The sequence below is a fragment of the Niallia sp. 03133 genome (assembly GCF_052663225.1).
In genome coordinates, this window is record NZ_JBQTCY010000001.1 from 41,832 (window position 1) to 62,549 (window position 20,718).

The 20,718-nt window shown below is 34.8% G+C and carries 32 protein-coding genes; 27 read left to right on the forward strand and 5 right to left on the reverse strand.

What is annotated here, in order from left to right; all coding sequences use genetic code 11:
• Window positions 1–259 precede the first annotated feature (259 nt).
• The 3 genes from ACTYBU_RS00245 to ACTYBU_RS00255 all read left to right on the forward strand — a co-directional run bounded on the left by ACTYBU_RS00245 (window position 260) and on the right by ACTYBU_RS00255 (window position 4,458).
• A complete protein-coding gene (locus tag ACTYBU_RS00245) occupies window positions 260–2,155 on the forward strand; it encodes a PrkA family serine protein kinase (RefSeq protein WP_445486453.1) in 1,896 nt (631 codons plus the stop codon).
• A 436-nt stretch (window positions 2,156–2,591) separates the two neighbouring features.
• A complete protein-coding gene (gene yhbH, locus ACTYBU_RS00250; RefSeq protein WP_445486454.1) occupies window positions 2,592–3,767 on the forward strand; it encodes a sporulation protein YhbH in 1,176 nt (391 codons plus the stop codon).
• Between the two features lie 205 nt (window positions 3,768–3,972).
• On the forward strand, window positions 3,973–4,458 hold the full coding sequence (locus ACTYBU_RS00255; protein ID WP_445486455.1) for a hypothetical protein: 486 nt from the start codon (window positions 3,973–3,975) through the stop codon (window positions 4,456–4,458).
• 144 nt (window positions 4,459–4,602) lie between these two features.
• On the opposite strand, the gene ACTYBU_RS00260 is transcribed toward ACTYBU_RS00255, so the two are convergent.
• From ACTYBU_RS00260 to ACTYBU_RS00275, 4 genes are all read right to left on the reverse strand, one after another.
• Window positions 4,603–6,129 (reverse strand): recombinase family protein, encoded by a 1,527-nt coding sequence (locus ACTYBU_RS00260; protein ID WP_445486456.1) that lies wholly within the window; start codon window positions 6,127–6,129, stop codon window positions 4,603–4,605.
• Between the two features lie 40 nt (window positions 6,130–6,169).
• Window positions 6,170–6,706, reverse strand: coding sequence for an ImmA/IrrE family metallo-endopeptidase (locus ACTYBU_RS00265; protein WP_445486457.1), 537 nt, complete (start codon window positions 6,704–6,706; stop codon window positions 6,170–6,172).
• 86 nt (window positions 6,707–6,792) lie between these two features.
• Window positions 6,793–7,506, reverse strand: a complete 714-nt coding sequence (locus ACTYBU_RS00270; RefSeq protein ID WP_445486458.1) for a restriction endonuclease — start codon at window positions 7,504–7,506, stop codon at window positions 6,793–6,795.
• A complete protein-coding gene (locus ACTYBU_RS00275; protein ID WP_445486459.1) occupies window positions 7,506–7,841 on the reverse strand; it encodes a helix-turn-helix domain-containing protein in 336 nt (111 codons plus the stop codon). The genes ACTYBU_RS00270 and ACTYBU_RS00275 overlap by 1 nt, the downstream gene beginning before the upstream one ends.
• Before the next feature lie 145 nt (window positions 7,842–7,986).
• Between ACTYBU_RS00275 and ACTYBU_RS00280 the strand changes: the two genes are divergently transcribed.
• The 10 genes from ACTYBU_RS00280 (at window position 7,987) to ACTYBU_RS00325 (ending at window position 13,455) form a co-directional block, all read left to right on the forward strand.
• Window positions 7,987–8,187: a helix-turn-helix transcriptional regulator gene (locus ACTYBU_RS00280; RefSeq protein WP_445486460.1), complete on the forward strand. Its 201-nt coding sequence runs from the start codon at window positions 7,987–7,989 to the stop codon at window positions 8,185–8,187.
• 38 nt (window positions 8,188–8,225) lie between these two features.
• Window positions 8,226–8,537 carry a hypothetical protein gene (locus ACTYBU_RS00285; RefSeq protein ID WP_445486461.1) on the forward strand — a complete coding sequence of 104 codons (312 nt, stop codon included), beginning with the start codon at window positions 8,226–8,228 and terminating at the stop codon, window positions 8,535–8,537.
• A gap of 62 nt (window positions 8,538–8,599) precedes the next feature.
• Complete coding sequence (locus ACTYBU_RS00290; RefSeq protein ID WP_445486462.1) at window positions 8,600–8,788, forward strand: hypothetical protein; 189 nt, start codon at window positions 8,600–8,602, stop codon at window positions 8,786–8,788.
• A gap of 50 nt (window positions 8,789–8,838) precedes the next feature.
• Window positions 8,839–9,171 (forward strand): hypothetical protein, encoded by a 333-nt coding sequence (locus tag ACTYBU_RS00295; protein ID WP_445486463.1) that lies wholly within the window; start codon window positions 8,839–8,841, stop codon window positions 9,169–9,171.
• Window positions 9,172–9,242: 71 nt separating this feature from the next.
• A complete protein-coding gene (locus ACTYBU_RS00300) occupies window positions 9,243–11,552 on the forward strand; it encodes a phage/plasmid primase, P4 family (protein ID WP_445486464.1) in 2,310 nt (769 codons plus the stop codon).
• Window positions 11,552–11,971 (forward strand): hypothetical protein, encoded by a 420-nt coding sequence (locus ACTYBU_RS00305; protein WP_445486465.1) that lies wholly within the window; start codon window positions 11,552–11,554, stop codon window positions 11,969–11,971. Before ACTYBU_RS00300 ends, ACTYBU_RS00305 begins: the two co-directional genes overlap by 1 nt.
• Window positions 11,972–12,006: 35 nt before the next feature.
• On the forward strand, window positions 12,007–12,417 hold the full coding sequence (locus tag ACTYBU_RS00310; RefSeq protein WP_445486466.1) for a hypothetical protein: 411 nt from the start codon (window positions 12,007–12,009) through the stop codon (window positions 12,415–12,417).
• A 5-nt stretch (window positions 12,418–12,422) separates the two neighbouring features.
• The gene (locus tag ACTYBU_RS00315; RefSeq protein ID WP_445486467.1) at window positions 12,423–12,779 is read left to right on the forward strand and encodes a hypothetical protein; all 357 of its coding nucleotides are present in this window, start codon (window positions 12,423–12,425) and stop codon (window positions 12,777–12,779) included.
• A 14-nt stretch (window positions 12,780–12,793) separates the two neighbouring features.
• The gene (locus ACTYBU_RS00320; protein ID WP_445486468.1) at window positions 12,794–13,177 is read left to right on the forward strand and encodes a hypothetical protein; all 384 of its coding nucleotides are present in this window, start codon (window positions 12,794–12,796) and stop codon (window positions 13,175–13,177) included.
• Window positions 13,165–13,455, forward strand: a complete 291-nt coding sequence (locus tag ACTYBU_RS00325; protein WP_445486469.1) for a hypothetical protein — start codon at window positions 13,165–13,167, stop codon at window positions 13,453–13,455. Before ACTYBU_RS00320 ends, ACTYBU_RS00325 begins: the two co-directional genes overlap by 13 nt.
• Window positions 13,456–13,521: 66 nt before the next feature.
• Here the strand turns inward: ACTYBU_RS00325 and ACTYBU_RS00330 are convergent, their stop codons facing one another.
• On the reverse strand, window positions 13,522–14,346 hold the full coding sequence (locus tag ACTYBU_RS00330; protein WP_445486470.1) for a nuclease-related domain-containing protein: 825 nt from the start codon (window positions 14,344–14,346) through the stop codon (window positions 13,522–13,524).
• Window positions 14,347–14,720: 374 nt separating this feature from the next.
• Between ACTYBU_RS00330 and ACTYBU_RS00335 the strand changes: the two genes are divergently transcribed.
• The 14 genes from ACTYBU_RS00335 to ACTYBU_RS00400 all read left to right on the forward strand — a co-directional run bounded on the left by ACTYBU_RS00335 (window position 14,721) and on the right by ACTYBU_RS00400 (window position 20,699).
• Window positions 14,721–14,900, forward strand: coding sequence for a hypothetical protein (locus ACTYBU_RS00335; RefSeq protein ID WP_445486471.1), 180 nt, complete (start codon window positions 14,721–14,723; stop codon window positions 14,898–14,900).
• A gap of 133 nt (window positions 14,901–15,033) precedes the next feature.
• A complete protein-coding gene (locus ACTYBU_RS00340; protein WP_445486472.1) occupies window positions 15,034–15,174 on the forward strand; it encodes a hypothetical protein in 141 nt (46 codons plus the stop codon).
• A 16-nt stretch (window positions 15,175–15,190) separates the two neighbouring features.
• Complete coding sequence (locus ACTYBU_RS00345; RefSeq protein WP_445486473.1) at window positions 15,191–15,349, forward strand: PTS ascorbate transporter subunit IIC; 159 nt, start codon at window positions 15,191–15,193, stop codon at window positions 15,347–15,349.
• A gap of 8 nt (window positions 15,350–15,357) precedes the next feature.
• Window positions 15,358–15,564, forward strand: a complete 207-nt coding sequence (locus tag ACTYBU_RS00350) for a hypothetical protein (protein WP_445486474.1) — start codon at window positions 15,358–15,360, stop codon at window positions 15,562–15,564.
• Window positions 15,565–15,610: 46 nt separating this feature from the next.
• Entirely contained in the window at window positions 15,611–15,808 is a 198-nt protein-coding gene (locus tag ACTYBU_RS00355) for a hypothetical protein (protein ID WP_445486475.1), read from the forward strand.
• 58 nt (window positions 15,809–15,866) lie between these two features.
• Window positions 15,867–16,064 (forward strand): hypothetical protein, encoded by a 198-nt coding sequence (locus tag ACTYBU_RS00360; protein ID WP_445486476.1) that lies wholly within the window; start codon window positions 15,867–15,869, stop codon window positions 16,062–16,064.
• Between the two features lie 68 nt (window positions 16,065–16,132).
• A complete protein-coding gene (locus ACTYBU_RS00365) occupies window positions 16,133–17,281 on the forward strand; it encodes a hypothetical protein (RefSeq protein ID WP_445486477.1) in 1,149 nt (382 codons plus the stop codon).
• A gap of 15 nt (window positions 17,282–17,296) precedes the next feature.
• Entirely contained in the window at window positions 17,297–19,111 is a 1,815-nt protein-coding gene (locus tag ACTYBU_RS00370) for a hypothetical protein (protein ID WP_445486478.1), read from the forward strand.
• 5 nt (window positions 19,112–19,116) lie between these two features.
• Window positions 19,117–19,278 (forward strand): hypothetical protein, encoded by a 162-nt coding sequence (locus ACTYBU_RS00375; protein ID WP_445486479.1) that lies wholly within the window; start codon window positions 19,117–19,119, stop codon window positions 19,276–19,278.
• Complete coding sequence (locus tag ACTYBU_RS00380) at window positions 19,278–19,727, forward strand: hypothetical protein (protein WP_445486480.1); 450 nt, start codon at window positions 19,278–19,280, stop codon at window positions 19,725–19,727. The genes ACTYBU_RS00375 and ACTYBU_RS00380 overlap by 1 nt, the downstream gene beginning before the upstream one ends.
• Before the next feature lies 1 nt (window position 19,728).
• Entirely contained in the window at window positions 19,729–20,010 is a 282-nt protein-coding gene (locus ACTYBU_RS00385) for a hypothetical protein (protein ID WP_445486481.1), read from the forward strand.
• Window positions 20,001–20,144 (forward strand): hypothetical protein, encoded by a 144-nt coding sequence (locus ACTYBU_RS00390; RefSeq protein ID WP_445486482.1) that lies wholly within the window; start codon window positions 20,001–20,003, stop codon window positions 20,142–20,144. The genes ACTYBU_RS00385 and ACTYBU_RS00390 overlap by 10 nt, the downstream gene beginning before the upstream one ends.
• Window positions 20,141–20,524, forward strand: a complete 384-nt coding sequence (locus tag ACTYBU_RS00395; RefSeq protein WP_445486483.1) for a hypothetical protein — start codon at window positions 20,141–20,143, stop codon at window positions 20,522–20,524. Before ACTYBU_RS00390 ends, ACTYBU_RS00395 begins: the two co-directional genes overlap by 4 nt.
• Before the next feature lie 16 nt (window positions 20,525–20,540).
• Window positions 20,541–20,699 (forward strand): hypothetical protein, encoded by a 159-nt coding sequence (locus ACTYBU_RS00400; RefSeq protein ID WP_445486484.1) that lies wholly within the window; start codon window positions 20,541–20,543, stop codon window positions 20,697–20,699.
• Window positions 20,700–20,718 lie beyond the last annotated feature (19 nt).

The window sequence follows — 20,718 nt, forward strand, 5'->3', positions numbered from 1 at the left end:
ACCTTCCTTATATGAAATTAGAAAAAAATAAAAATTAGTCTAATAATATAGAAAGCAGCAGCATAAGTTTAAACAAAGGCTTATCCATCTTCTTAAAAACTACCAAAGTTTTGCTGAGGAGTGATGCTTTTATAAAGAAAGGATTTTTGCTTTATAAGCAAGGCTTTAGAAAAAACTATTCTTTCTTTTCAGCATGTTCGTACACAGTAGTGCATACATTATATTAATCGTCTCTGATAATGTGACAGGGGAGGTCCATATGAATATATTAAAAAAAATCGAGATGTATAGACAAGAAGAAGAGTTGCTTAAATGGGAAGGGACATTTGGTGAGTACTTGGAAATCTTAAAAGAGAAGCCTTGGGTAGCCCAATCTGCACATTCACGAGTGTACAACATGATTAATGATGCAGGTATTGATGAAGTCGGCGGGAAAAAGATTTATAAATTTTTCTCTGATCAACTGTTTGGTCTAGAAGAGCCATTAGAAAGATTAGTAGAAGAATATTTTCATCCAGCAGCCAAGCGTCTAGATGTCAGAAAACGCATCCTGCTTCTAATGGGGCCGGTCAGCGGCGGTAAATCAACTCTTGTAACCATGTTAAAAAGAGGATTAGAAGCATATACGTATACAGAAAGAGGAGCAGTTTATGCAATTAAAGGCTGCCCAATGCATGAAGATCCGCTTCATATGATTCCACATAATCTTCGCAAAGATTTTTATGATGAGTATGGAATTCGAATTGAAGGCAATTTATCACCGCTTAATTTAATGAGGCTGCAAGAAGAATATAATGGAAGAATCGAAGATGTATTAGTGGAAAGAGTATTTTTTTCTGAAGATAAACGTACAGGGATAGGGACATTCAGCCCGTCTGATCCAAAATCGCAGGATATCGCCGATTTAACAGGAAGCATTGATTTCTCTACTATTGCAGAATATGGATCTGAATCAGATCCGCGCGCCTATCGTTTTGATGGGGAATTAAATAAAGCGAATAGAGGAATGATGGAATTCCAAGAGATGTTAAAATGCGATGAAAAATTCCTTTGGCATTTGCTGTCTTTAACACAAGAAGGAAATTTCAAAGCAGGCAGATTTGCCCTTATTTCAGCAGATGAATTAATTGTCGCTCATACGAATGAAACAGAGTACCGTTCATTTATTTCCAATAAAAAGAATGAAGCGTTGCATTCTCGCATTATCGTCATGCCTGTTCCTTATAATTTAAAAGTGACAGAAGAAGAACGTATTTATGAAAAAATGATTTTTGAAAGCGATGTTTCAGATGTTCACATCGCTCCGCATACATTAAAGATTGCTGCCATCTTTACGATCCTCACACGCTTAAGAGAGCCGAAAAAAGGGGATATTGATCTAGTTAAAAAAATGCGTCTTTATGATGGTGAAAGCGTGGAAGGATTTAGTTCAGCAGATGTAAAAGAACTGCAAAATGAATACGCAGACGAAGGAATGAGCGGCATTGATCCACGCTATGTGATTAACCGCATCTCTTCTACGATTATCCGTAAAGATATCACAAGCATTAACGCATTGGATGTTCTGCGCTCACTAAAGGATGGATTAGATCAGCATTCTTCCATTACGAATGATCTGAAGGAAAAATATTTAAACTGCATTTCTTTAGCACGAAAAGAATATGACGAAATTGCGAAAAAAGAAGTGCAAAAAGCATTTGTCTACTCCTATGAAGAAAGTGCTAAAACATTAATGGATAATTATTTGGATAATGTGGAGGCATACTGCAATAAAAATAAACTTCGCGACCCGCTGACAGGGGAAGAAATTAATCCAGATGAGAAGCTGATGCGTTCTATTGAAGAACAAATTGGCATCTCAGAAAATGCGAAAAAATCATTCCGTGAAGAAATACTAATCAGAATTTCTGCATATGCACGAAAAGGAAAAAGATTTGATTATAACTCTCATGACCGCCTTCGTGAAGCTATCCAGAAGAAATTATTTGCGGATTTAAAAGATGTTGTGAAAATTACAACATCTACAAAAACACCAGATGAACAGCAGTTGAAAAAAGTAAATGAGGTAGTTGCTCGTCTTATTGATGAACATGGCTACAATTCAACTTCTGCAAATGAGCTGCTGCGTTATGTAGGAAGCCTATTAAATCGATAAGCATAAAACAAAGGGGGGAACGAGCTAAGCATGTCGTTTCCCTCTTTTTATCCTACTCTTAACTGGCAGTAAGACCCCCACCTCGAGGATGCTGAGAAATCGAGGAAGCTAGGTGCTGAAACTCGCCCGTAAAGGTCCGATAAGTTCAACTAACCATCAGTGGGGGATGAAGAAAACTCCCACTGATGGAAAGGTTCACTTTATCCAAAAGTTAGTCTGATTTTGGATTTGAAAAAACAGTTAAAAACAAACGTGCCTAATTGCAAAAAGAATTATTAATTAATTATCGAAATAATTTGTAAATAATTTTTCTATATAGCATATGATAGAGTAATCACTATTTTTTTAGATGGATGTTACCCGAATTAGTGTATGCAGTATATAACTAATAGGTGCAATAAAACTTTTTTGAAAATTTTTATAGGAGGGGTAAGTATTGACAAAGCATGAGAATAATCATCAATTTGTAATTTCCCAAGAAGATTGGTCCCTCCATCGGAAAGGTCATGACGACCAACAACGTCATCAGGAAAAAGTGCAGGAGGCTATCCGCAATAATCTGCCGGATTTAATTACCGAAGAAAATATTGTGATGTCAAACGGAAGAGAAGTAGTGAAAATTCCGATTCGCTCCTTAGATGAATATAAAATCCGTTATAATTATGACAAAAACAAACATGTTGGGCAAGGAAATGGGGATAGCAAAGTTGGCGATGTAGTGGCCCGAGATGGAGATGGAGGACAAAAAGGACCAGGAAAAGGCCAAGGTGCAGGCGATCAGCCTGGAGAAGATTATTTTGAAGCAGAAGTTTCATTAATGGAATTGGAAGAAGCATTATTTAAACAGCTGGAGCTTCCCAATTTAAAAAGAAAAGAACAAGATCAAATTGTTGTAGAGAATATTGAATTTAATGATATTCGCAAAACAGGATTAATGGGGAATATTGATAAAAAAAGAACGATGATGTCTGCATTTAAACGAAATGCGATGACAGGAAAATCTGCCTTTTATCCCATTTATCCTGAAGATTTAAAATTTAAAACATGGAATGAAATCATAAAGCCGGAATCAAAAGCAGTTGTCCTTGCCATGATGGATACGAGTGGTTCAATGGGTTTATGGGAAAAATATATGGCAAGAAGCTTCTTTTTCTGGATGACCCGATTTTTAAGAACGAAATATGAAACGGTTGAAATAGAATTTATCGCCCATCATACGGAAGCGAAAGTAGTATCAGAGGAAGACTTCTTTTCTAAAGGAGAGAGCGGCGGAACTATTTGTTCATCCGTATATAGGAAAGCGCTTGAAATAATTGAAAGCAAATACGATCCAGGACGTTTTAATATTTACCCATTCCATTTTTCCGATGGAGACAATTTAACATCTGATAATGCAAGATGTGTAAAGCTTGTAGAAGAACTGATGAAGGTTTCCAATATGTTTGGCTATGGAGAAGTCAACCAGTACAACAGGTCATCATCTCTCCAAAATGCGTTTAAGAATATTCAGGATGAGAAGTTTAGAAGTTATGTGCTGCGGAGTAAGGGGGATGTGTTTAATTGTTTGAGGGCTTTTTTTTCAGAGACGAAAAGGAAAGAAGTTTTTATTTAATCAGAATGCCTTTCTTTTTGTGAGAAGGGCATTCTTTTCTTTTTAAATGAGGGGTGGTCTGAGATATAATATTAAATTGTATTGCAATCTCTATTTACTTATAATTAGGCTTTAGGGTTAAGATCGTTAAAAACATCTCATTAGAAAATTATTAAATTAAAATCTAACATAACTTAAATTCTATATAGGGGATGAACATTTATTAATGAAATATTTTACATATGAACTACTCACTTCATTAAACAATGACAGTTTAAGTGAAGAACAACTGCAAGTTATAGAAAAACAATGGGAAAATAATGGATTATTATATAGTAAAGTTTTTAAAGGGTTGCTGGGGAGAATACCAAATGAAATATTCACTAGTTTTATGAATAATGAATTTCATGATTATCTATTAGAAAAGATACAGGTTGAGCATACCAGTTTGCTTCATATGAATATCCATTTCATACTAACAAATAATGAAGACTCTTGGAAGCTTTCTTTTACAAATATCTCTTCATTAAGATATAACCATCTTAATGATTCTCCATTTCCAATTTTTAATCCAGAGGTTGATGTTTGGGTTAAAGAAGAGTTATTACCATTAGATGATAATAACTTATCTTTTGAAGTATTATTATCTTCTGGAGCAAATATACAAGTTTCTTTTAAAAATAAAAACATTCAATTGCAAAAATTAAAATAAGATGGGTAAGTTTTTTTAGAAAATTACTAAAAAAACTACTTTTTTAAGATGACTTATAAGCTGTTAAAGAAGCGGGATACATTCTTAAGGGACAAATCTCGCTTCTTTTCATTTTTTTATAAGCAACCATAGATTATGAGTCAGTCATATTTTTAAATGTACCTTTAATTCAAACTGATCTCTCTCTTTCCAATCTTTTTTTCTAAGAAAGGTAGCTTTTTTTATAATTGATTTTAATAGACGATTTTTCTTTTCTACATTGTCTGTTAAGTAATAGGACTGAATTACACTCTTTAATTTTGGTATGAAAGTATTTTGATTGTGAAGGCTATTTTTATATTTAATTAGATCATTTTCTACCTCTTGTATTTTTGTATCCATAGTATTTATTTTATCTTTAATGATCTGCTGCCGTTCCAGAAATGTCTTTATATCATATACCTTCTGCTCAAGAAAATCATGAATTTGATTATTTTGTAATTGTATAGTTTCTTTTTCTTTTTGTAATTCCAGTAGTATTTTTTCTTTTAATTTAATGTCATTTTTTTTATTTGGTTGAAGCTGTTTTGTAGGTATTTCTAATTGTTTCACAATTTCTTCTAATGCGATTAGTAATCTTTGCTCCACTAATGAAAAACCACAACCCATTTGTACTCCTTTACACTGATGATTTAAGCAACGAATAGCATCATCTGGACGATTTTTTCTAGGCTGCAGCACCATGGATTTTCCACAAATTTCACAAAAAAGGATTCCTGCCAATGGATTAGTAAGCTTTTTATTATTCACTACATGTGGTTTCCAGCGTCCTTTCATGGCTTCATTTGCCTGTTCAAATATTTCAACAGGTATAATAGCTTCATGGGCGTTCTCATGGATCTGCCATTGTTCTGGTGGCATTTTTTTTCGAATATATTTTCCATTTACTTTTTTGTATTTTAACTTTCCCCATATTATTTTTCCTGTATAGACTTCATTGTGAATAATGGAGGAAATGGTGCTAGGATCCCATGAGTCTTTTTCAGGAGGTTTAATATGCATTCTGTCTAGTTCTTCTGCTATTACCCTTCTGCCATGTCCTTCTATGACTTTATTAAAAATCATTTCTACAACCCAGTTCGTTTCTTGATCTGGATGAAGCTTTAAGTTATCGTCACGTGTATAGCCATATGGAGGCTTCCTACTAATGGATTTACCTTCTTTGGCGGATTGTCTTCTGCCTCGCTGCATCCGTTTTACAATGGATTTTAGCTCTTCTCGGGCAATTAGTGATTTTATGCTGAAGGTTAGTTCTTGGTTCTCATCTTGGGGATCTATTACTTCTGATGGGGTAACGATAATGGTTTCCGAGTTTTTTAGTATTCTATATAATGTTCCTTGGTCCACCATATCTCCACGGCCCAGGCGATCTAAATCCATGCACAGCACAGCATCTACCATGCCATTTTCAATTTCACGCAGCATTTTTTGCATTTGTGGACGTTCGGAAATATATTCACCAGAAACAACTTCTTCATAAATTCCCCTTACATGTAGCTGCTTAATTTTTGCAAGTTCAAGCAGCTGACTTCTATGGCGATCTAGCGTATCATATTCATTTCCCTGTTCAGCTTGTTTTCGTTCTTCTTCCAGGTCTTTCCTACTTTTTCGAAGGTATATGTAGGCATCCATGTTTGCAAGCAAAGAATCACCCCGTTCTTTTATATAACTATTATATTCCGAATAATTGACTATTTGTCCATTTTCTCATGCTTGATCTTTTCTGTTTATTTCTATGGATATGATTGATACGTTCCTGGCAAATGTCTTCGGAAATATGAAAGATTTTAGACATATCTTTTACAAGCGTAGGACTCTTCCAATCGAGGGTTTTTAACATATGAAAAGGAATAGCAGCATAGCGAGTAAAATGAGCAGCATCCCATTCTTGGAGATCTTTAAACGCTTTAGGCATATTATGTGATTGATTCCCAAAGTGTCGTAATATATGGCATAATTCATGGAAGAACACTTCTCTTTGTTCCATCTTATTAAGACTTGTATTTATATTGATTAGTTGAAATCTGCCTATCTTAGTAGAATAGGAGCGTTTTTCAGAGAAGGTTAAATGTATTCGGTAGAAAAATGCAATTTTTCTTATATCAATGTCTTCTGGTTTATCTATATTCATTAAATTATACATTCTTGTCACTTGTTTTTCGATTGAAAATGGTTGGTAAATATAGGACAAATGAATCACCTCATACATAAGTATAGGAACATTTGTTCTTTTTATCAATGGTTATTTTGAAAATAAAAAAAACAGGTTGTATTTAACAACCCGTTTAATAAGTATTATCCAATTTTTCTTTTAAGCGCTTCTTGTTCTCGCCAGCGCAATATTTTATTTTCTATCCAATCTTTTGAATAGCATTTAATGTTAAATTTATCTGCTTCTCTTAAAGCAGCATTTGTATAAGAAGAAGTGGTGATAAAGTCTGCAAGTATACAGTTATGGTTTTTCTTTGCTGTGGCCAATTCTCGGATATGTTTAACGGTTATTTGATTGCCATTTGCATATTTTTTTATTTGAATGGCAATATCTGTTTGATGATGCTTATTATATATGATAAGATCTACTCCACCATCAGCACCTTCTTTTGTTTCCCTAGGTTTGTATCCTTTTGCTTTAAAGTATAGGTAGCATAAACGTTCAAAATCTCTCCAAGTTAAGTCCTCAAAAGGTAATTTTATTATTTCATCATCATTATGTAATAAAGCATGTTTACTTGAATTGTTCTTTGTATTAGTAATTTTGGTTGCTGGGACATTTGTATTAGTTTTCTTGACTTTCTTTTTCTTAGAAGAAACTTTCTTTTTTTGTCCTGGAATTAAACTAATAATGAATAATCCAATAAATATGCTAATAAGTATTGATCCAAAAAGATAAATAATCGCATTATCAAAGATTGGGGAAATATTAATAACACTTTCCCTAATACTCCAAAGTCCAACAAAAATTAGTAATGCTATAAACGAACCTATAGCCTGTTTATCTTTTTCTTTCATTATTTCTTCCTTTCTTGCTCAGATTTCCATTTTACATAGTTGATATGACTTTTTATGTCCTCGATTTCTTCAACTGTTAATCCATCCATATCAAAAAAGAAGAGATTCCCATTATCGGTGTTTGTATTAGTGTTATCTCTCCCAGTTAGTAAATAATCAATTGTCACTTCAAAAAAATTAGCTATTCTCTTTGTGATCTCAAAAGAAGGTTCTCGTTCATTTCTTTCATACATACCAATAGCACTTTTACTAATATTTAGTTTTAAAGCTAAGTCTTCTTGTTTCAATTTTTTTTCATTTCTTAAAACCTTCAAACGCTCTCCAAATGTAGTCATAAAGCACACCTTCCTTGAAAAAATAATAACACATAATGTGTGAAATTTTAAAAAAACCACAAAAAGTGTTTACAAGACACGTAATGTGTTTTATAATCAAAAATATAGAAACACATTATGTGGTTTTGGGGGAGTTATCTATTGTATGGATAAGAAAAATATTGCTAGAAAACTATTAGATTTACGTGGTTCTAAGTCTAGAGAAGAAGTCTCTAATGAACTTGGAATTAGTGTTAGTGCACTTCAAATGTATGAAAATGGTCAGCGAATTCCTAAAGATGAAATTAAAATCAAGATCGCTAGCTATTATAAAAAAACAGTGCAAGAAATTTTTTTTGATTATTAAAACCACGTATTGTGTTTTTTGAGAAAGGAGGTTCCAAGATGTCATATGTAATACCAGCACATTTATCGAAAGATCGCTACTGGGCATCACTAATTCATTTATTTAAAAATCATGCCAAGTTGAAACAAGTTTTTACAACAAAATACTTTGATATGGAAGGTGAAACGGTCAGCATGCAGGCTTTAAAGCGAAATAGTGGTTCCTGGTCCCATTCGGAAAAAATCATGCTGAATTTGGCGCTGCATCTGTTTAATGAACGAAACAAATTTAATCTAACGGATATTGATTATTTGGACAGCAATAATAGGAAATTAGCTTTTGAAGCAATTCGCATCCGATTTTATGGATAAAAAATAGGGTTGTCCTTTCGTGTTTGACGCATATGTATAACTAATCAAAGGGAGGGACTGACATGAAAAAAGAATATGTTTTTGGTAATGCAAAAGTCATTGTTTATTCTCCATTAACTCAAATGACAACAGAAGAACAAAAGTCATTTTTTGAAAATGAATGGAAGAAAGAGAATCCCATTTTAAAAGATATTGCTCAAGCTGCATATGACTGCTTAATAGATAACGTATTAGAAAAAAAGCAGGCATAATTTTTCCCTAGTAATAACCATACCATTTAATAAGGAGTGTATTTGTCGAAATGTGCCAACAATCTAATTTTTTAGTCGAAGAAGAGAATCTAAAAACGAACGTACTTAAAACGATCTTTTATTTATTTGATTCAGTATGTGAGGAAGATTATGAAACAGTTGATTTGGAATTGGAAGAATTAAATGCTGCTGTTAGTAGATTAAGAGATTTCCATAGTAAGAGAGATAGAAATCACAAGCTCGTGGATCTGGTGGAAGAAATGAAGGAAAAGGGGATAAAAATTGATTTTGCCAAACGAGCTTTCTTTTTACATGATGAGGCGAAAAATGCTGCTGAATCTGGTCGAACGATTCATTTAGATAAAAAAAAGCAGCAAGCCTAGGGAGCTTACTGTTCAAAGAAAAATATTTGTATTGCTAGTATAGCAAAATCTAAAACGAAAGGAAAGAGTCGATGCTTGCAGCAGAAACACAAAAGAGAGAAACGGTCGAACTCGATCGGCTGTTTCCTTCTTCCAATATAAAAGTCATTAAGCTATTAGGCTATTCGTCCAATAATAGAGAACAAGATTACGAGAAGAGATATAGCATAGCAAAACGTCCATTTACGAATGGATGGCAGCATATGGACAAGCCTGGATTATCCAGAAGCGAAGAAAATACTTGGATCAATCAAGGAGGATGGACAGGCCTTGTTATACCGTCGGGATACATAGTTGTCGATATTGATGATCCACAAGAAGGGGAGCTGCTTTTTAACGCACTGCTTCATGACAAGTTAAGCTTTCATGCGATTAAAACGGTTCGAGGCTACCAATTCTTTTTCAAAGACAATAAACGAGTAAGAAAGCAAAATGCTTTGGTCCTGATGGCATGCGGCTGCGTAGGAGATTATCGCTTAGCAGAGAAAGGGCAGATTGTTCTTCCATCCAGTAATACAAAAGGCAGGGAATGGATTCATTTAGTAGATGGACAACTATCTGAAATGCCGATTTATTTTGATCGATTAAAAAATCTTAACAAAGAAGCGCGTCCTTTTCCAGTTCCCATGATGGAAGGTGGAAGAAATAACGCATTGTACGCCCATGCTTGTCGCTTAGTTGAGTTTGGATATGAACAAGACGAGATTCATGAGATTACTAGCTTTACGAATAAATATTTATTTCAGCCCTCATTAGAACATAGAGAGTATATAGCTACATACAAAAGTGCTTTGCAAAAAGTTGCGAGTGGAAAAGTGTATGGTGCCCCACCAAGTCCACCAGTTCAAACGAATCAGCCACAAGAACAGGAACCAACATTTAACCTAACGGAAATGGGAAATGCGGAAAGATTGGTTCATCGCAATGGAATGAACTTGCGGTATTGCATGGAATTTGATTCCTGGATGATCTGGAACGGCAGGACTTGGAAAGAGGACTACAAACGGCAGATTGAACGTATCGCAATTAAAACCTTTAGAGAAATGTATGGGGAAGCAGCCAAAGAAGAAGACGATAGACGAAGAAATGATCTAGTCAAATGGGCAAAAACGAGCGAAAGAAGTTCTGTCTTTCTAAACAGCATTAATCGGGCAGAAGCAATGCTTCCTATCTCCCAGGACGATTTAAATAAGGAAAAATACTTATTGAATTGTACGAATGGCTATATCGATTTACGAACAGGCAAGCTTCATCCACATGAAAGACAGCTATTTATGACAAAAAATACAAATATTCCTTATGATCCGACTGCTGCATGTCCCACATGGATGAAATTTTTAGAAAGTGTTTTTACAGAAAAAGAGGAAGTGCAGCATGAAGTAATCGACTTTTTACAAAAATCCATCGGCTATGCCCTTACTGGTGATACAAGTGAGCAAGTAGTTTTCTTTCTTTGGGGAACTGGTCGTAATGGGAAATCCACTTTTATTAATACGGTCAAAACACTTTTTGGAGATTATGCAAAGCAAACGAACAGTGAAACCTTTACGACCAAGTACAATGATTCAGGCATCAATAATGATGTTGCGAGATTAGTAGGCAGTCGGTTTGTTTCAGCAGTCGAAAGCGAAGATGGACAGCGTTTAAGCGAATCTCTTATTAAACAATTAACAGGTGGCGAGCCTGTAACAGCAAGATTTTTACGAAAAGAATTTTTTGAGTTTTTACCACAATTCAAGATATTTTTCACAACGAACTATAAACCAGTCATCAAGGGTGACGACGAAGGGATCTGGAGGCGTATTCGGCTGGTTCCGTTTAATGTGACGATTCCAAAAGAAAACATCGATAAGCATCTACCAGAGAAGCTGCAGGCGGAATTGCCTGGGATATTACGATGGGCAGTAGAAGGCTGCTTGAAGTGGCAGAAAGAAGGCTTAGGGGAGCCGACAACCATTAAAGATGCCACAGATGCCTATAAGGATGAAATGGACTTATTAAGTAATTTCATTAATGATACTTGTGTCGTTCATCCAGAAGCAAAGATCAAGCTGAATGACCTTTATAAAGATTATTTGGCTTACTGTGAGGAAAACAGTGAAACGCCACTGAAGAAAGTGAAGTTTTCCAATCGTCTTGTAATGCGTGGCATTGAAAAAAGAAAAAGTACAGGAAATCAGACTTTCTTTTTTGGAATTGGTCTTTTATCCAATCATAGTTACTTAGTTACCTCCAGTTACTCAAAATCCGGTAACTCTCCTATAGAAGAGAATATGGAGGAAAACAGGAAAACTAGTAACTTGAAAGTAACTAGTAACTCTGTTATTGAGGAGGATATTTAATGATAAATAACCTTTTAAATATAATGTATCACTTAAATATAGAAATAAAAATAATAAATAACAAAACAAAACTAATCTATCAAAATACCATTGATGAAAAATTAAAAGCAGAAATAAAAAAATACAAGTTTGAAATTCTACACCAGCTAAGAGAAAACGAAACAGCAAAAGAATTGGGCTTCCTTGTGTATCAGCATGGATTATTTTACGAATATCGATACGGAAGGGGGGCGTATCTCTTCATAGAACGCTATCCAAACGGCAGAGCAACAGCCTGGAGGGAAAACCACCGACCAGATCAAAACGGAGCGTATAAGACGAAAATAATCGTTCAAAATGTCTTGTTTGAAAGAGCATTTAAGGAAGCAGCTGGATTTATTGAATGGCTGCATAAAAGGCAGGGGAAGAGAGTAGGTTAATACTTGCTCTCATCCTTAATAAAGGAGGATTTACGTTGTATATCGATTTTGCACGGCTCATATGGGGAGTTTTAAATATGTTTCCTTATCCAGAATATATACTGATTGCCGCATTTGATATTTTCTTTTTCATCATGTTTTATCTCGTTTCTAGTTTATTAACTAGGGATAGGGGAGAAGAAATAGCTGATGATACGAAATGGAATAGAGTTCTTTTAAAAGCTTTCAATCTGATTAAGAAATTCCATGTACACACTGTTTTGTCCATCTGTTTAGCATTCTTAATGATTAATAGTCTGCTAGCTCAAGTCGGAGATCTCCTGGTCAATCAGAACATGACCTATTTACAAAAGGTCTTCATGATTAATCTTTCGTTTGTTGTGATAGGGATATTATTTCTCCTTATTTTCTTTGAGAAAATTCGACTGTTTAGAAAGGATGATTGATAAAAATGAAAAATCAATTCGGCAAAAAAGTAGTACCTATTCCTATTGAAGTGGATCTGCTGCTAGAGATACAGCGGCTGTCTGAAAACACGAATGAAATTTATGAGGATCAACCTGCAGAACATTTTGTTCACAATATTTTAAATATGGAACGATTGAGACTGCAAAAGCTCCAGAAGCCAGTGGAGCCTACCTATGAACAGGTTAAAGTGAAATTTTTAGAATTTGTACAATCCTTTTTATCTGACAATGAAATTATGGACAAGCATCATCTGGTAATGGAGCAGCTTACAGCAGGCGTAAAGGCATTTAATATAAACACTACTAATACTCAAACGATAAATCTAAAAAAAGGAATATGAAGGAGAGATTATAAATGTTAATCAGATATACATGTGAATTCTGTAATGAACTGATTGGATTGGTTGAAAAGGATTCGGAGCAAGAAAATTTCATTAAACAAGAACTGACTTGGGAGGATCTAGTCCTATGTAAGGAATGTCTTGATATGGGCAATGAACAGAAATTAGCTTTTCTAGAAGAAGCAGAGGAGCAGTTATTGGAATACTCAGGAGCACTGGATAATGCAGCACTAAATTGGTCCGAGCAGGTTTTTATAGATGAATTTGGTATGAATCTTGAATTTTACTATGAAACATACAGTAAAAAGATAAATGAAGATTTGGAGTATATAGAAGCATTGAAAAAGACAGTAGCAGAAAAAAATAATAGAAAAGAAGGGATAGGATGGCGTATTTAAGCCAAGTAAGATCAAATGGATATCAGTACATCTATTTAACTGAATATTGCAGAAATAGTGGCTATGGAATGAAGCTAGAGCGCCATATCTTTTCATTTGGAAACAGTAAAAAAGTGTTAGGGAAAATGCATGGGTGGCTAAATGATTTTGAAAAGAGTTTCCCAGCAGAGTTAAAAGAGAAAGGATACACAAAAGAAGATCTAAGTGGATGGATCAAAACATTAGAAACAAGAAGAACCGGACGAGGGAAAATTTTTAAGTTTGATTATGCTGGATGAAAGAAAAAGGGTGCGGTAATTTAATATAAATATATATTTTATTATGCACCCGGAAATTATCATAGTTCATAAATGTAATTTCTGATGATCAAAGCAATAAATGTTGCCTTTAAATCTTTTTTTATTTGAAAGACAAAATGTAGTAACTTTTTCAGATACTGTCTTACCACAACTTGCACAAGTTGTTTTTGATGTGGTTTCATTATATTTTTTTTGTAATTGTTCAACATGTTTTACTCTAACTTCTTGGGAAGTAACATTAGCCTTTTTTAACTGATCAAATAAAAATTGTATTTTATCATCTGAATATATTGGTCTTGGATTTTCAATCCTTAATACATTACACTTTCTTTTTATGTAATCCGATAATTCAGTGTCATATACAATTAAATCATTAGATTGTATTTTCCTTAGTTCTTCATTTACTTTAAATGTACATCTACGAGTAAAAGAAACGATAGAAATAAATCTAGTTAGATTATTACTTTTAAGAATACTTTTTATTGCTTGTATATGACCATAATTTTGATTATATGGGTTCATCATCGGAAATTTTCCGTTAAGATTCCACTGAGGTCTTTGTCTATCACCATATACAGTTCCATTGAAATTTTTTGTTTCGATAACAAAGATTGCATATGGAGTTAATACCACATGATCTATTTGCGAATAACCTGACTTTGCATGAGTATTAGCAATGACCAAATCACTAAGATATCTAAAGTTTTTTGGTAACTGATCAAGTTGAATATTAATTTTGTATTCCCCTAATTCTCCGATTCTTGACGGAGTTGGAGAGCTTTTTTTCTGATTGGATTCTTTTTTAATTATAATTTGCTTTTCGTTATTTGTTCTTTTAGAAAAAACTTTTAGTAATTTAGTTAGTAGCATTCTGTACTCCTTCCAAGAAGCAACACCTTTTAATAATTTATGTATTCAATATTTTAATATTTTTATGGGTATCTTTAGTTGAAATGAGTGTTTGGTTAATAATTTTTGGGATACAAATACTTATAAGACAGTAGTATAGTGAGAATTAAGAAGAGCAAATAAATATCGTTGCAGTCTTACAAAGAGCGCCAACTCTTTGTAAGGATCACTAGGTATTGGAGTACCGAGCAACCGATTTCTCACTACAACGATACTGTCATTATATCGATGATAGTTTCGTATGTAAATAGAAAAAGGGATAGGTACGTCTTTCACTTAGTGGAAAAACGTACCTATCCCTTTTTGCTTTTTCTTGAAGAAAGGAGAGTGATCTCATGAATGAGAATGACGTAACTATCACCAGTCCTATTGACCCAAGGGAAATGACCGTTTTTGAAACGGAAAAAGGCAGTATACATATTATTCATGAGATCACTTTAGGCGATTTGCTGATATCCACTTTGCTTGCTGCAACCCTTATTTTCTTAGTTATTACGAAAGTGATAAGGAGGTAGTCGCAATGTATGACATGGTTTCTTATACACCGAAAGAAATTATCTTGATGTATATCGTGTTCATGGGTGCCTGTGTGCTGACTTATCCGATTGTCGCTTTACTGATAAGTGCAGTTAAAAGGGGTGTTAGCAAATGGAGATAGGCGGCCTGATGGCTTATGCATTTAAAGTCTTCTTAGGGAATCCCGACATTATGGCAAGCCTGATCACGTGGACTGTTTTAATCACTTTGTTTTTTTCTATTTTAGAATTCTACAAAGATTTAAAGCAGTGAAGGGAGGACGAAGTCTTTGAATTTAAGTGGCGTGTGGGATTGGACTTTCTTCTGGAACTCTTTCGGCTACTTCTTAAAAACGGTGGCAGCATTTGTAATGATTATTGTTGCAATTTATGCAGTAGGTATTTTGTTGAATGCAGTCATTTCAGCTGTTAGGAGCAAAGGGAGTTAGGTGATTCCATGCCAAAAATCAATTTTTTTACAGAAGCAAGAATGAATGAGTTTTGGGAGTATGTGAAGATGCTGCTTTCAACGGCTTCACCAATGGTTTTGATCATGGTTGCAGTGTCAGCAGCAGGATTGCTGATTACGATTTTAGTGAGAATCTTTCGAAAGGCTGCAGCCGACGAGGAAGATAACGATGATTATGAGGTTAGACATTATTAACTTCTAGCTTTGCTAGTTTGAATAAAAAATAAGGAGGGCTTTCATTATGCCTGTATTAGGAGCAGCGATTGATTTCGCAGGAGTAACTTTACCATTTGATGTAGGTGATCTAGTTGGATCAGGTAGTGCATTACTAGGTTTAGTTGGATCATTTGTACTATTAGGATTAGCATTTAAATTCGTACCAAAACTAATCGGTTTAATTGCAGCAGCATTTAAAGGTGGAGCAGGAAAAGGTGCTTAAAAAAGAAATAATTCAGAATTAATAAGTAAATTTTATCATTATGAGGAGGGCGTTTATTATGCCGGTATTAGGAGCAGCAATTGATTTTGGAGGAGTAACTTTACCATTTAGTGTGTCTGATCTAGTTGGATCAGGTAGTGCGTTGTTAGGATTAGTTGGATCATTTGTGCTATTAGGATTAGCATTTAAGTTTGTACCAAAACTAATCGGTTTAATTGCAGCAGCATTTAAAGGCGGAGCAGGGAAAGGCGCTTAATAGTCAACTTAAAAAAAGAGTAGTTCAGACTACTTCTTTTTTTAACAAATAGGGGTGAGGTTTATTAAATGATAAGAAAGATAAGCGTCTTATCCTTGATCATAGCAATCTTTGCACTTCCGTTAAATACTTTTGCAGCCCAGAAAAGTTACCAATTATATGAATATACAGGAAATATATTCGAAAAGAGTTCAACACAACCAAACATAGATGCAAGCACTAATGGATACATGGCAAAGTATCTATCGACTGCAAATGTTGTAAAACATCATATTAAAAAATACAATTTGAATTTTTCTACAAAAGAAAGTGAATTTGATCAATCTGCAAGTGATTTTGGTTGGGAGAAGTTTTCTGGTATAGAATTCACCATAAATTATGCTTATGAAGTATGGATGTATGATAGCGCTGGGAATGAAGTAGGGTACATTAAAATTCGTTCCATGGATGGTACGGTACCAATTCCGCCAGATCCTGAACCAGAACCCGAGCCGGAACCAGAACCAGAACCAGAACCAGAACCAGAACCAGAACCAGAACCCGAGCTAGATCCACCGACTTGTACAATCGATTCTTGTGCAATATTTGAGTGTCCTGGGTGGGATGAGTATATGGGGAAGATTAGTGAGATTGCAAGTAACATACCCAAAATGCCAGATATAGAATCTATGTTAGGCAAGGCACCAGATTTGCCGAGTATACCGGAAATGCCGACGATACCCGGAAGTGATATGGATTTAGATCCACCAGAGGGGCAAGAAGCAGAAGGATTAGAAGATTCTACTTTCTCCAGTGATGATATAAAAAATGAAGCAGTAGAAATACAGGAAAGAGAAGATCCGACGGGAGGATTTAAGATCAATAATCCACTCGATAGTATAGAAGACCCTCCAATCAATACACCGTTTGAATTAGAAACTAGCGGTTCGTTTCCTAAGGATGAAGGAGTAACAGCGTCGTTTCCGAAAGACGAGGGGGCAGCAGCACCGTTTCCGATAGAGGAAGGAGCAACGGCACCCATACCAGAAGATAACGGAGCCAGTGCGCCAGTCCCAGAAGACACAGGAGGAAATGCTCCAATACCAGAACAACAAGGCGGAGCAGCACCAATCCCAAGTGGTGATAATTCGGCACCACCAATACCACAAGAAGATAATTCCTCCTTTCCAGTTCCAGCTCAAGATGGAGGCTCTGGACCAGTTCCGAATAGTAATTAAAGTAGGTGATAATTTTTGATTAAAAAGATCGTTTTAGTTTTGGGTTTGCTTTTTATGTTGGTTCCTATTAGTGGTGCTTTTGCAGCTATAACATCGGGCTATTCGAGTCCTGTTATAAATAATTATGCTGCTACTGCAAATATTCAATCGACTATTGATAGTAATTTATCAACATACTCAAATTTGCAAGGCAATGGTTATGTGGAATTTAATATTCCTCCGGCTCAAACTTTGAATTTTTGGACTGGTAATTCTGCGTCAGGTTCAGGAAATGCTTTATATAAGTATTCTTTTTATGATTCTAGTAATAAACTTATTTCTACTTCTGGTGATGTGATTACTATAAAAAATGTCAATAAAACAACTGTTACTATTCCAGAAGGGTCTACTAAATTTAGGATTGAATCTAAATCTTCTATTGATTCTTTTACTTATTATAATTTCTGGTTGTATGAAATAGAAGTTAGTGCACCAATAATAAAACATGATGAAATTTCAAATTTAAATGTAGAATCTAGTGGATTGAAAAACCAAATTACTTGGGGGATTCCGTCGAATAATAGTGGTTTTATTGGTTCTAAAATATATAGAAATGGCGAATTGATAAAAACTATTAATGGACAAACAACACAGTACAGCGATGAAAATGTGCAATATTCCACAACTTATAATTATAAAGTTACTGCGACGTATAGTGATGGATTTGAAACACAAGGTATTTCGAAAGATTTTACAACCGTACCTGAACCAGTTCCAGCTGGTGATGTTACCAATGTAAAAGCATCTACCACTTTTGAAAAAGTTAATATATCTTGGGTTCTTCCGACTGATGAAACTTTTAAGCATGTCAATATATATCGTGAAAAGTTAGAAGAAGATCAAACTAGCATGCTTGATAAATTGATTTTTGGTACAAAAGTATATGCTGCGGAGAAAACTAAGATTTTTGAAACAAACGGAACTTATTTTAATGATTTAACAGTTGAACCTTCTACGACATATGAGTATAAATTGACAACGTATTCTATTGATAATTTGGAAAGTGAAGGGGTTATAGTTCAAGCGACAACGGAAAAAGAGCCACCACCAAAAATAACAAAAGGAGGAATACAACAGCAAGAAAATGGTGACTACAAATATACTTGGGAAGAACCAACAGAAGGAACCGTAAAAATCATTGTTGGAGATAAGGAATACACTGCCAATGCAAGTGATAAAGAAATTGTGATTCCAAAAGAAGATATGAAGTATAACGGCATGGGTGATCCTGATATTCAAGCGATCCCTGTCTCTAAATATGGAAAAGAGGGAATTGTGGAAAAAGCTCCCTCCCTTACTTTAAGCGAAATTAAAATACCATTTCAAACGAATGATCTTATTTCTTCTGGAACACAACTTCTATGGCTTGTTGGTCCATTTGTATTATTAGCATTATCCTTCTTACTGGTACCGAAATTAAGAAAATTAATTGTACGAGCCTTTAAAGGTAAGGGAGATAGGGCGGATATTTCGGAAAGAAGGACTAAGTCGGAGAAAGTGAATAGTGCTGAAAATGGTTCGTCTTCCAGTGAGCGTATCCGTAAAAATAGGGAAACGCATAGCAATTCAAAAGGTCTTTCAGCAGATATTAGACAAAAGAAACCGAAAGAACCAAGAGAAGTAAAGATAAGAGAAAGGCAGATAAAAGAGCCGAAAGCAGCAAGAGAACATCCGGTACGGGAACGATTGGTAAAGGAGCCAAAACTAAGACGTGAACCAAGACAAGAGAGAGAACCGAGAGTGTTCACTCGTTCCAGTAGGATACCAAGGGAAGTAAGAAAAGGGAGGTAATCAACATGTCAAATGAACTTTTACAAGGAATGATAGATATTGTATTTAAAGGGAATTTGCTTTATTTATCTCCTATTCTCTTTATTCTAATGGTTGTATTGTTTTCAGAACGTATAATATCACTCATTTCACATGCTATAACGCCTAATGAAAGGCGCCGTTATTGATGGGCATTATTGGAGATGCTTTCGGAAAGCTGTTTAGTATCATATGGCAGGCTGTGCAATGGATAGCAAATTTCTTTGTCCAAATTTTCCAGAATCTATTTAAAGCTATAAAAGCTATTTTTGATTTTATTTTCGCTTTGGTGGATGCTGTCCTTTATTTGCTTTATATGATTGGATTACTTGCGGTTAAGTTGTTTCTCGTCATATTTAATGCAGCGAAAATTTTATGGTCGTTAGTAGTTGGTTTTGGAAGAACGTTAGGTAGCCTTCATTATTCTCCAAGGGGCGGAAGTGGAAATGGATATAGTGAGATTTTTGGGAAACTTTTTAATAGCTTAAAAGTGCTGCAACTAGATTCTGTTGCCTATATATTGCTGTTTGTTTTATGGTTTATCACAGCGATTACGGCGATTAAATTAATCAGTTCAATAAGGGTAGGTGGCGATTAATATGGAAATGAAAGAAGTCTTTCGCAGTTTTCTAGATAAAATATTTCAGCCACCCATCACTTTTTTAGATTTAGCGATTGAGAAATTAAGAGAAGTTCAATTAGTGACAGCGCAGGGATTGAATATAGGGAGCTATTTTTCGATATTCGGGGATTTGCCAACTTCATGGCAGCTAGTTATTTCGTCCATTTTAATCTCAACAGGACTATTAGGAACATTATTGATTTTTCGATCTGTTATGAGAATGTACTATAGCGTGAAAGAAGGTGTTAAGTGGTGGTAGATGCATTTATGTATATGTATATAGTGGGAGCAGGAACGGCATTTGGAGTGGCAACAGTAGCTTTTATTAGTTGGAAAATTGTAAAACGTTCGAACAATAAAAACAACAGAAGAAAAGGAGCAGTGGCAAGATGATGTTTAAAAAAAGGAAAGAGGATGACGAGTATTTATTTGAAACTAGAGATATATTAATAGTTTTTGATCATGAACAAAAAACGTCAGATATTTGTACGATTACGAATATTGATCAAGATAGTATCATAGCTGCTGGAAAATATAAAATCCCTTTGCTTGATTGTGTGGTCACAACCGGTTTAGATGGACGGAATTATTTTTATAATGCACCAACGCAATCTATCGTAGAAACAAGAAGATTAGCAGAATTAGAAAAGAATATGGTCTTGGAGCAAATTACTGCGTATCGTCCACCAATCCCGCCAGCAAGCATGGACTGGACAAAAGGATTATTGTTTGTTGGATTGTTCCTTTGTGTAATCGGGTTGATATTTTCTTAATTGGAGGATTGGCTAAATGAGTAATGAAACTATCAATAAACTATACGAGTTAAAAGGAATTATAAGTGCTGCTGAAAATTTAGTGAATCACGATTCGGAATTTGATCATCCATTAATAGAAGAGATTGCCGGGAAAATGCGTGAAGTAATCGGAATGATAGAAAACGAAAAATAGTGTGTTGGAGAAACGTTCT

Bases quoted from the DNA above. Each gene is read 5' to 3' on its own strand.
- ACTYBU_RS00245 (WP_445486453.1), top strand. From the start codon at position 260: ATGAATATATTAAAAAAAATCGAGATGTATAGACAAGAAGAAGAGTTG.
- ACTYBU_RS00255 (WP_445486455.1), top strand. From the start codon at position 3,973: ATGAAATATTTTACATATGAACTACTCACTTCATTAAACAATGACAGT.
- ACTYBU_RS00260 (WP_445486456.1), bottom strand. From the start codon at position 6,129: ATGGATGCCTACATATACCTTCGAAAAAGTAGGAAAGACCTGGAAGAA.
- ACTYBU_RS00265 (WP_445486457.1), bottom strand. From the start codon at position 6,706: ATGTATGAGGTGATTCATTTGTCCTATATTTACCAACCATTTTCAATC.
- ACTYBU_RS00270 (WP_445486458.1), bottom strand. From the start codon at position 7,506: ATGAAAGAAAAAGATAAACAGGCTATAGGTTCGTTTATAGCATTACTA.
- ACTYBU_RS00275 (WP_445486459.1), bottom strand. From the start codon at position 7,841: ATGACTACATTTGGAGAGCGTTTGAAGGTTTTAAGAAATGAAAAAAAA.
- ACTYBU_RS00280 (WP_445486460.1), top strand. From the start codon at position 7,987: ATGGATAAGAAAAATATTGCTAGAAAACTATTAGATTTACGTGGTTCT.
- ACTYBU_RS00285 (WP_445486461.1), top strand. From the start codon at position 8,226: ATGTCATATGTAATACCAGCACATTTATCGAAAGATCGCTACTGGGCA.
- ACTYBU_RS00290 (WP_445486462.1), top strand. From the start codon at position 8,600: ATGAAAAAAGAATATGTTTTTGGTAATGCAAAAGTCATTGTTTATTCT.
- ACTYBU_RS00295 (WP_445486463.1), top strand. From the start codon at position 8,839: ATGTGCCAACAATCTAATTTTTTAGTCGAAGAAGAGAATCTAAAAACG.
- ACTYBU_RS00300 (WP_445486464.1), top strand. From the start codon at position 9,243: ATGCTTGCAGCAGAAACACAAAAGAGAGAAACGGTCGAACTCGATCGG.
- ACTYBU_RS00305 (WP_445486465.1), top strand. From the start codon at position 11,552: ATGATAAATAACCTTTTAAATATAATGTATCACTTAAATATAGAAATA.
- ACTYBU_RS00315 (WP_445486467.1), top strand. From the start codon at position 12,423: ATGAAAAATCAATTCGGCAAAAAAGTAGTACCTATTCCTATTGAAGTG.
- ACTYBU_RS00320 (WP_445486468.1), top strand. From the start codon at position 12,794: ATGTTAATCAGATATACATGTGAATTCTGTAATGAACTGATTGGATTG.
- ACTYBU_RS00325 (WP_445486469.1), top strand. From the start codon at position 13,165: ATGGCGTATTTAAGCCAAGTAAGATCAAATGGATATCAGTACATCTAT.
- ACTYBU_RS00330 (WP_445486470.1), bottom strand. From the start codon at position 14,346: ATGCTACTAACTAAATTACTAAAAGTTTTTTCTAAAAGAACAAATAAC.
- ACTYBU_RS00335 (WP_445486471.1), top strand. From the start codon at position 14,721: ATGAATGAGAATGACGTAACTATCACCAGTCCTATTGACCCAAGGGAA.
- ACTYBU_RS00340 (WP_445486472.1), top strand. From the start codon at position 15,034: ATGGAGATAGGCGGCCTGATGGCTTATGCATTTAAAGTCTTCTTAGGG.
- ACTYBU_RS00350 (WP_445486474.1), top strand. From the start codon at position 15,358: ATGCCAAAAATCAATTTTTTTACAGAAGCAAGAATGAATGAGTTTTGG.
- ACTYBU_RS00355 (WP_445486475.1), top strand. From the start codon at position 15,611: ATGCCTGTATTAGGAGCAGCGATTGATTTCGCAGGAGTAACTTTACCA.
- ACTYBU_RS00360 (WP_445486476.1), top strand. From the start codon at position 15,867: ATGCCGGTATTAGGAGCAGCAATTGATTTTGGAGGAGTAACTTTACCA.
- ACTYBU_RS00365 (WP_445486477.1), top strand. From the start codon at position 16,133: ATGATAAGAAAGATAAGCGTCTTATCCTTGATCATAGCAATCTTTGCA.
- ACTYBU_RS00375 (WP_445486479.1), top strand. From the start codon at position 19,117: ATGTCAAATGAACTTTTACAAGGAATGATAGATATTGTATTTAAAGGG.
- ACTYBU_RS00380 (WP_445486480.1), top strand. From the start codon at position 19,278: ATGGGCATTATTGGAGATGCTTTCGGAAAGCTGTTTAGTATCATATGG.
- ACTYBU_RS00385 (WP_445486481.1), top strand. From the start codon at position 19,729: ATGGAAATGAAAGAAGTCTTTCGCAGTTTTCTAGATAAAATATTTCAG.
- ACTYBU_RS00395 (WP_445486483.1), top strand. From the start codon at position 20,141: ATGATGTTTAAAAAAAGGAAAGAGGATGACGAGTATTTATTTGAAACT.
- ACTYBU_RS00400 (WP_445486484.1), top strand. From the start codon at position 20,541: ATGAGTAATGAAACTATCAATAAACTATACGAGTTAAAAGGAATTATA.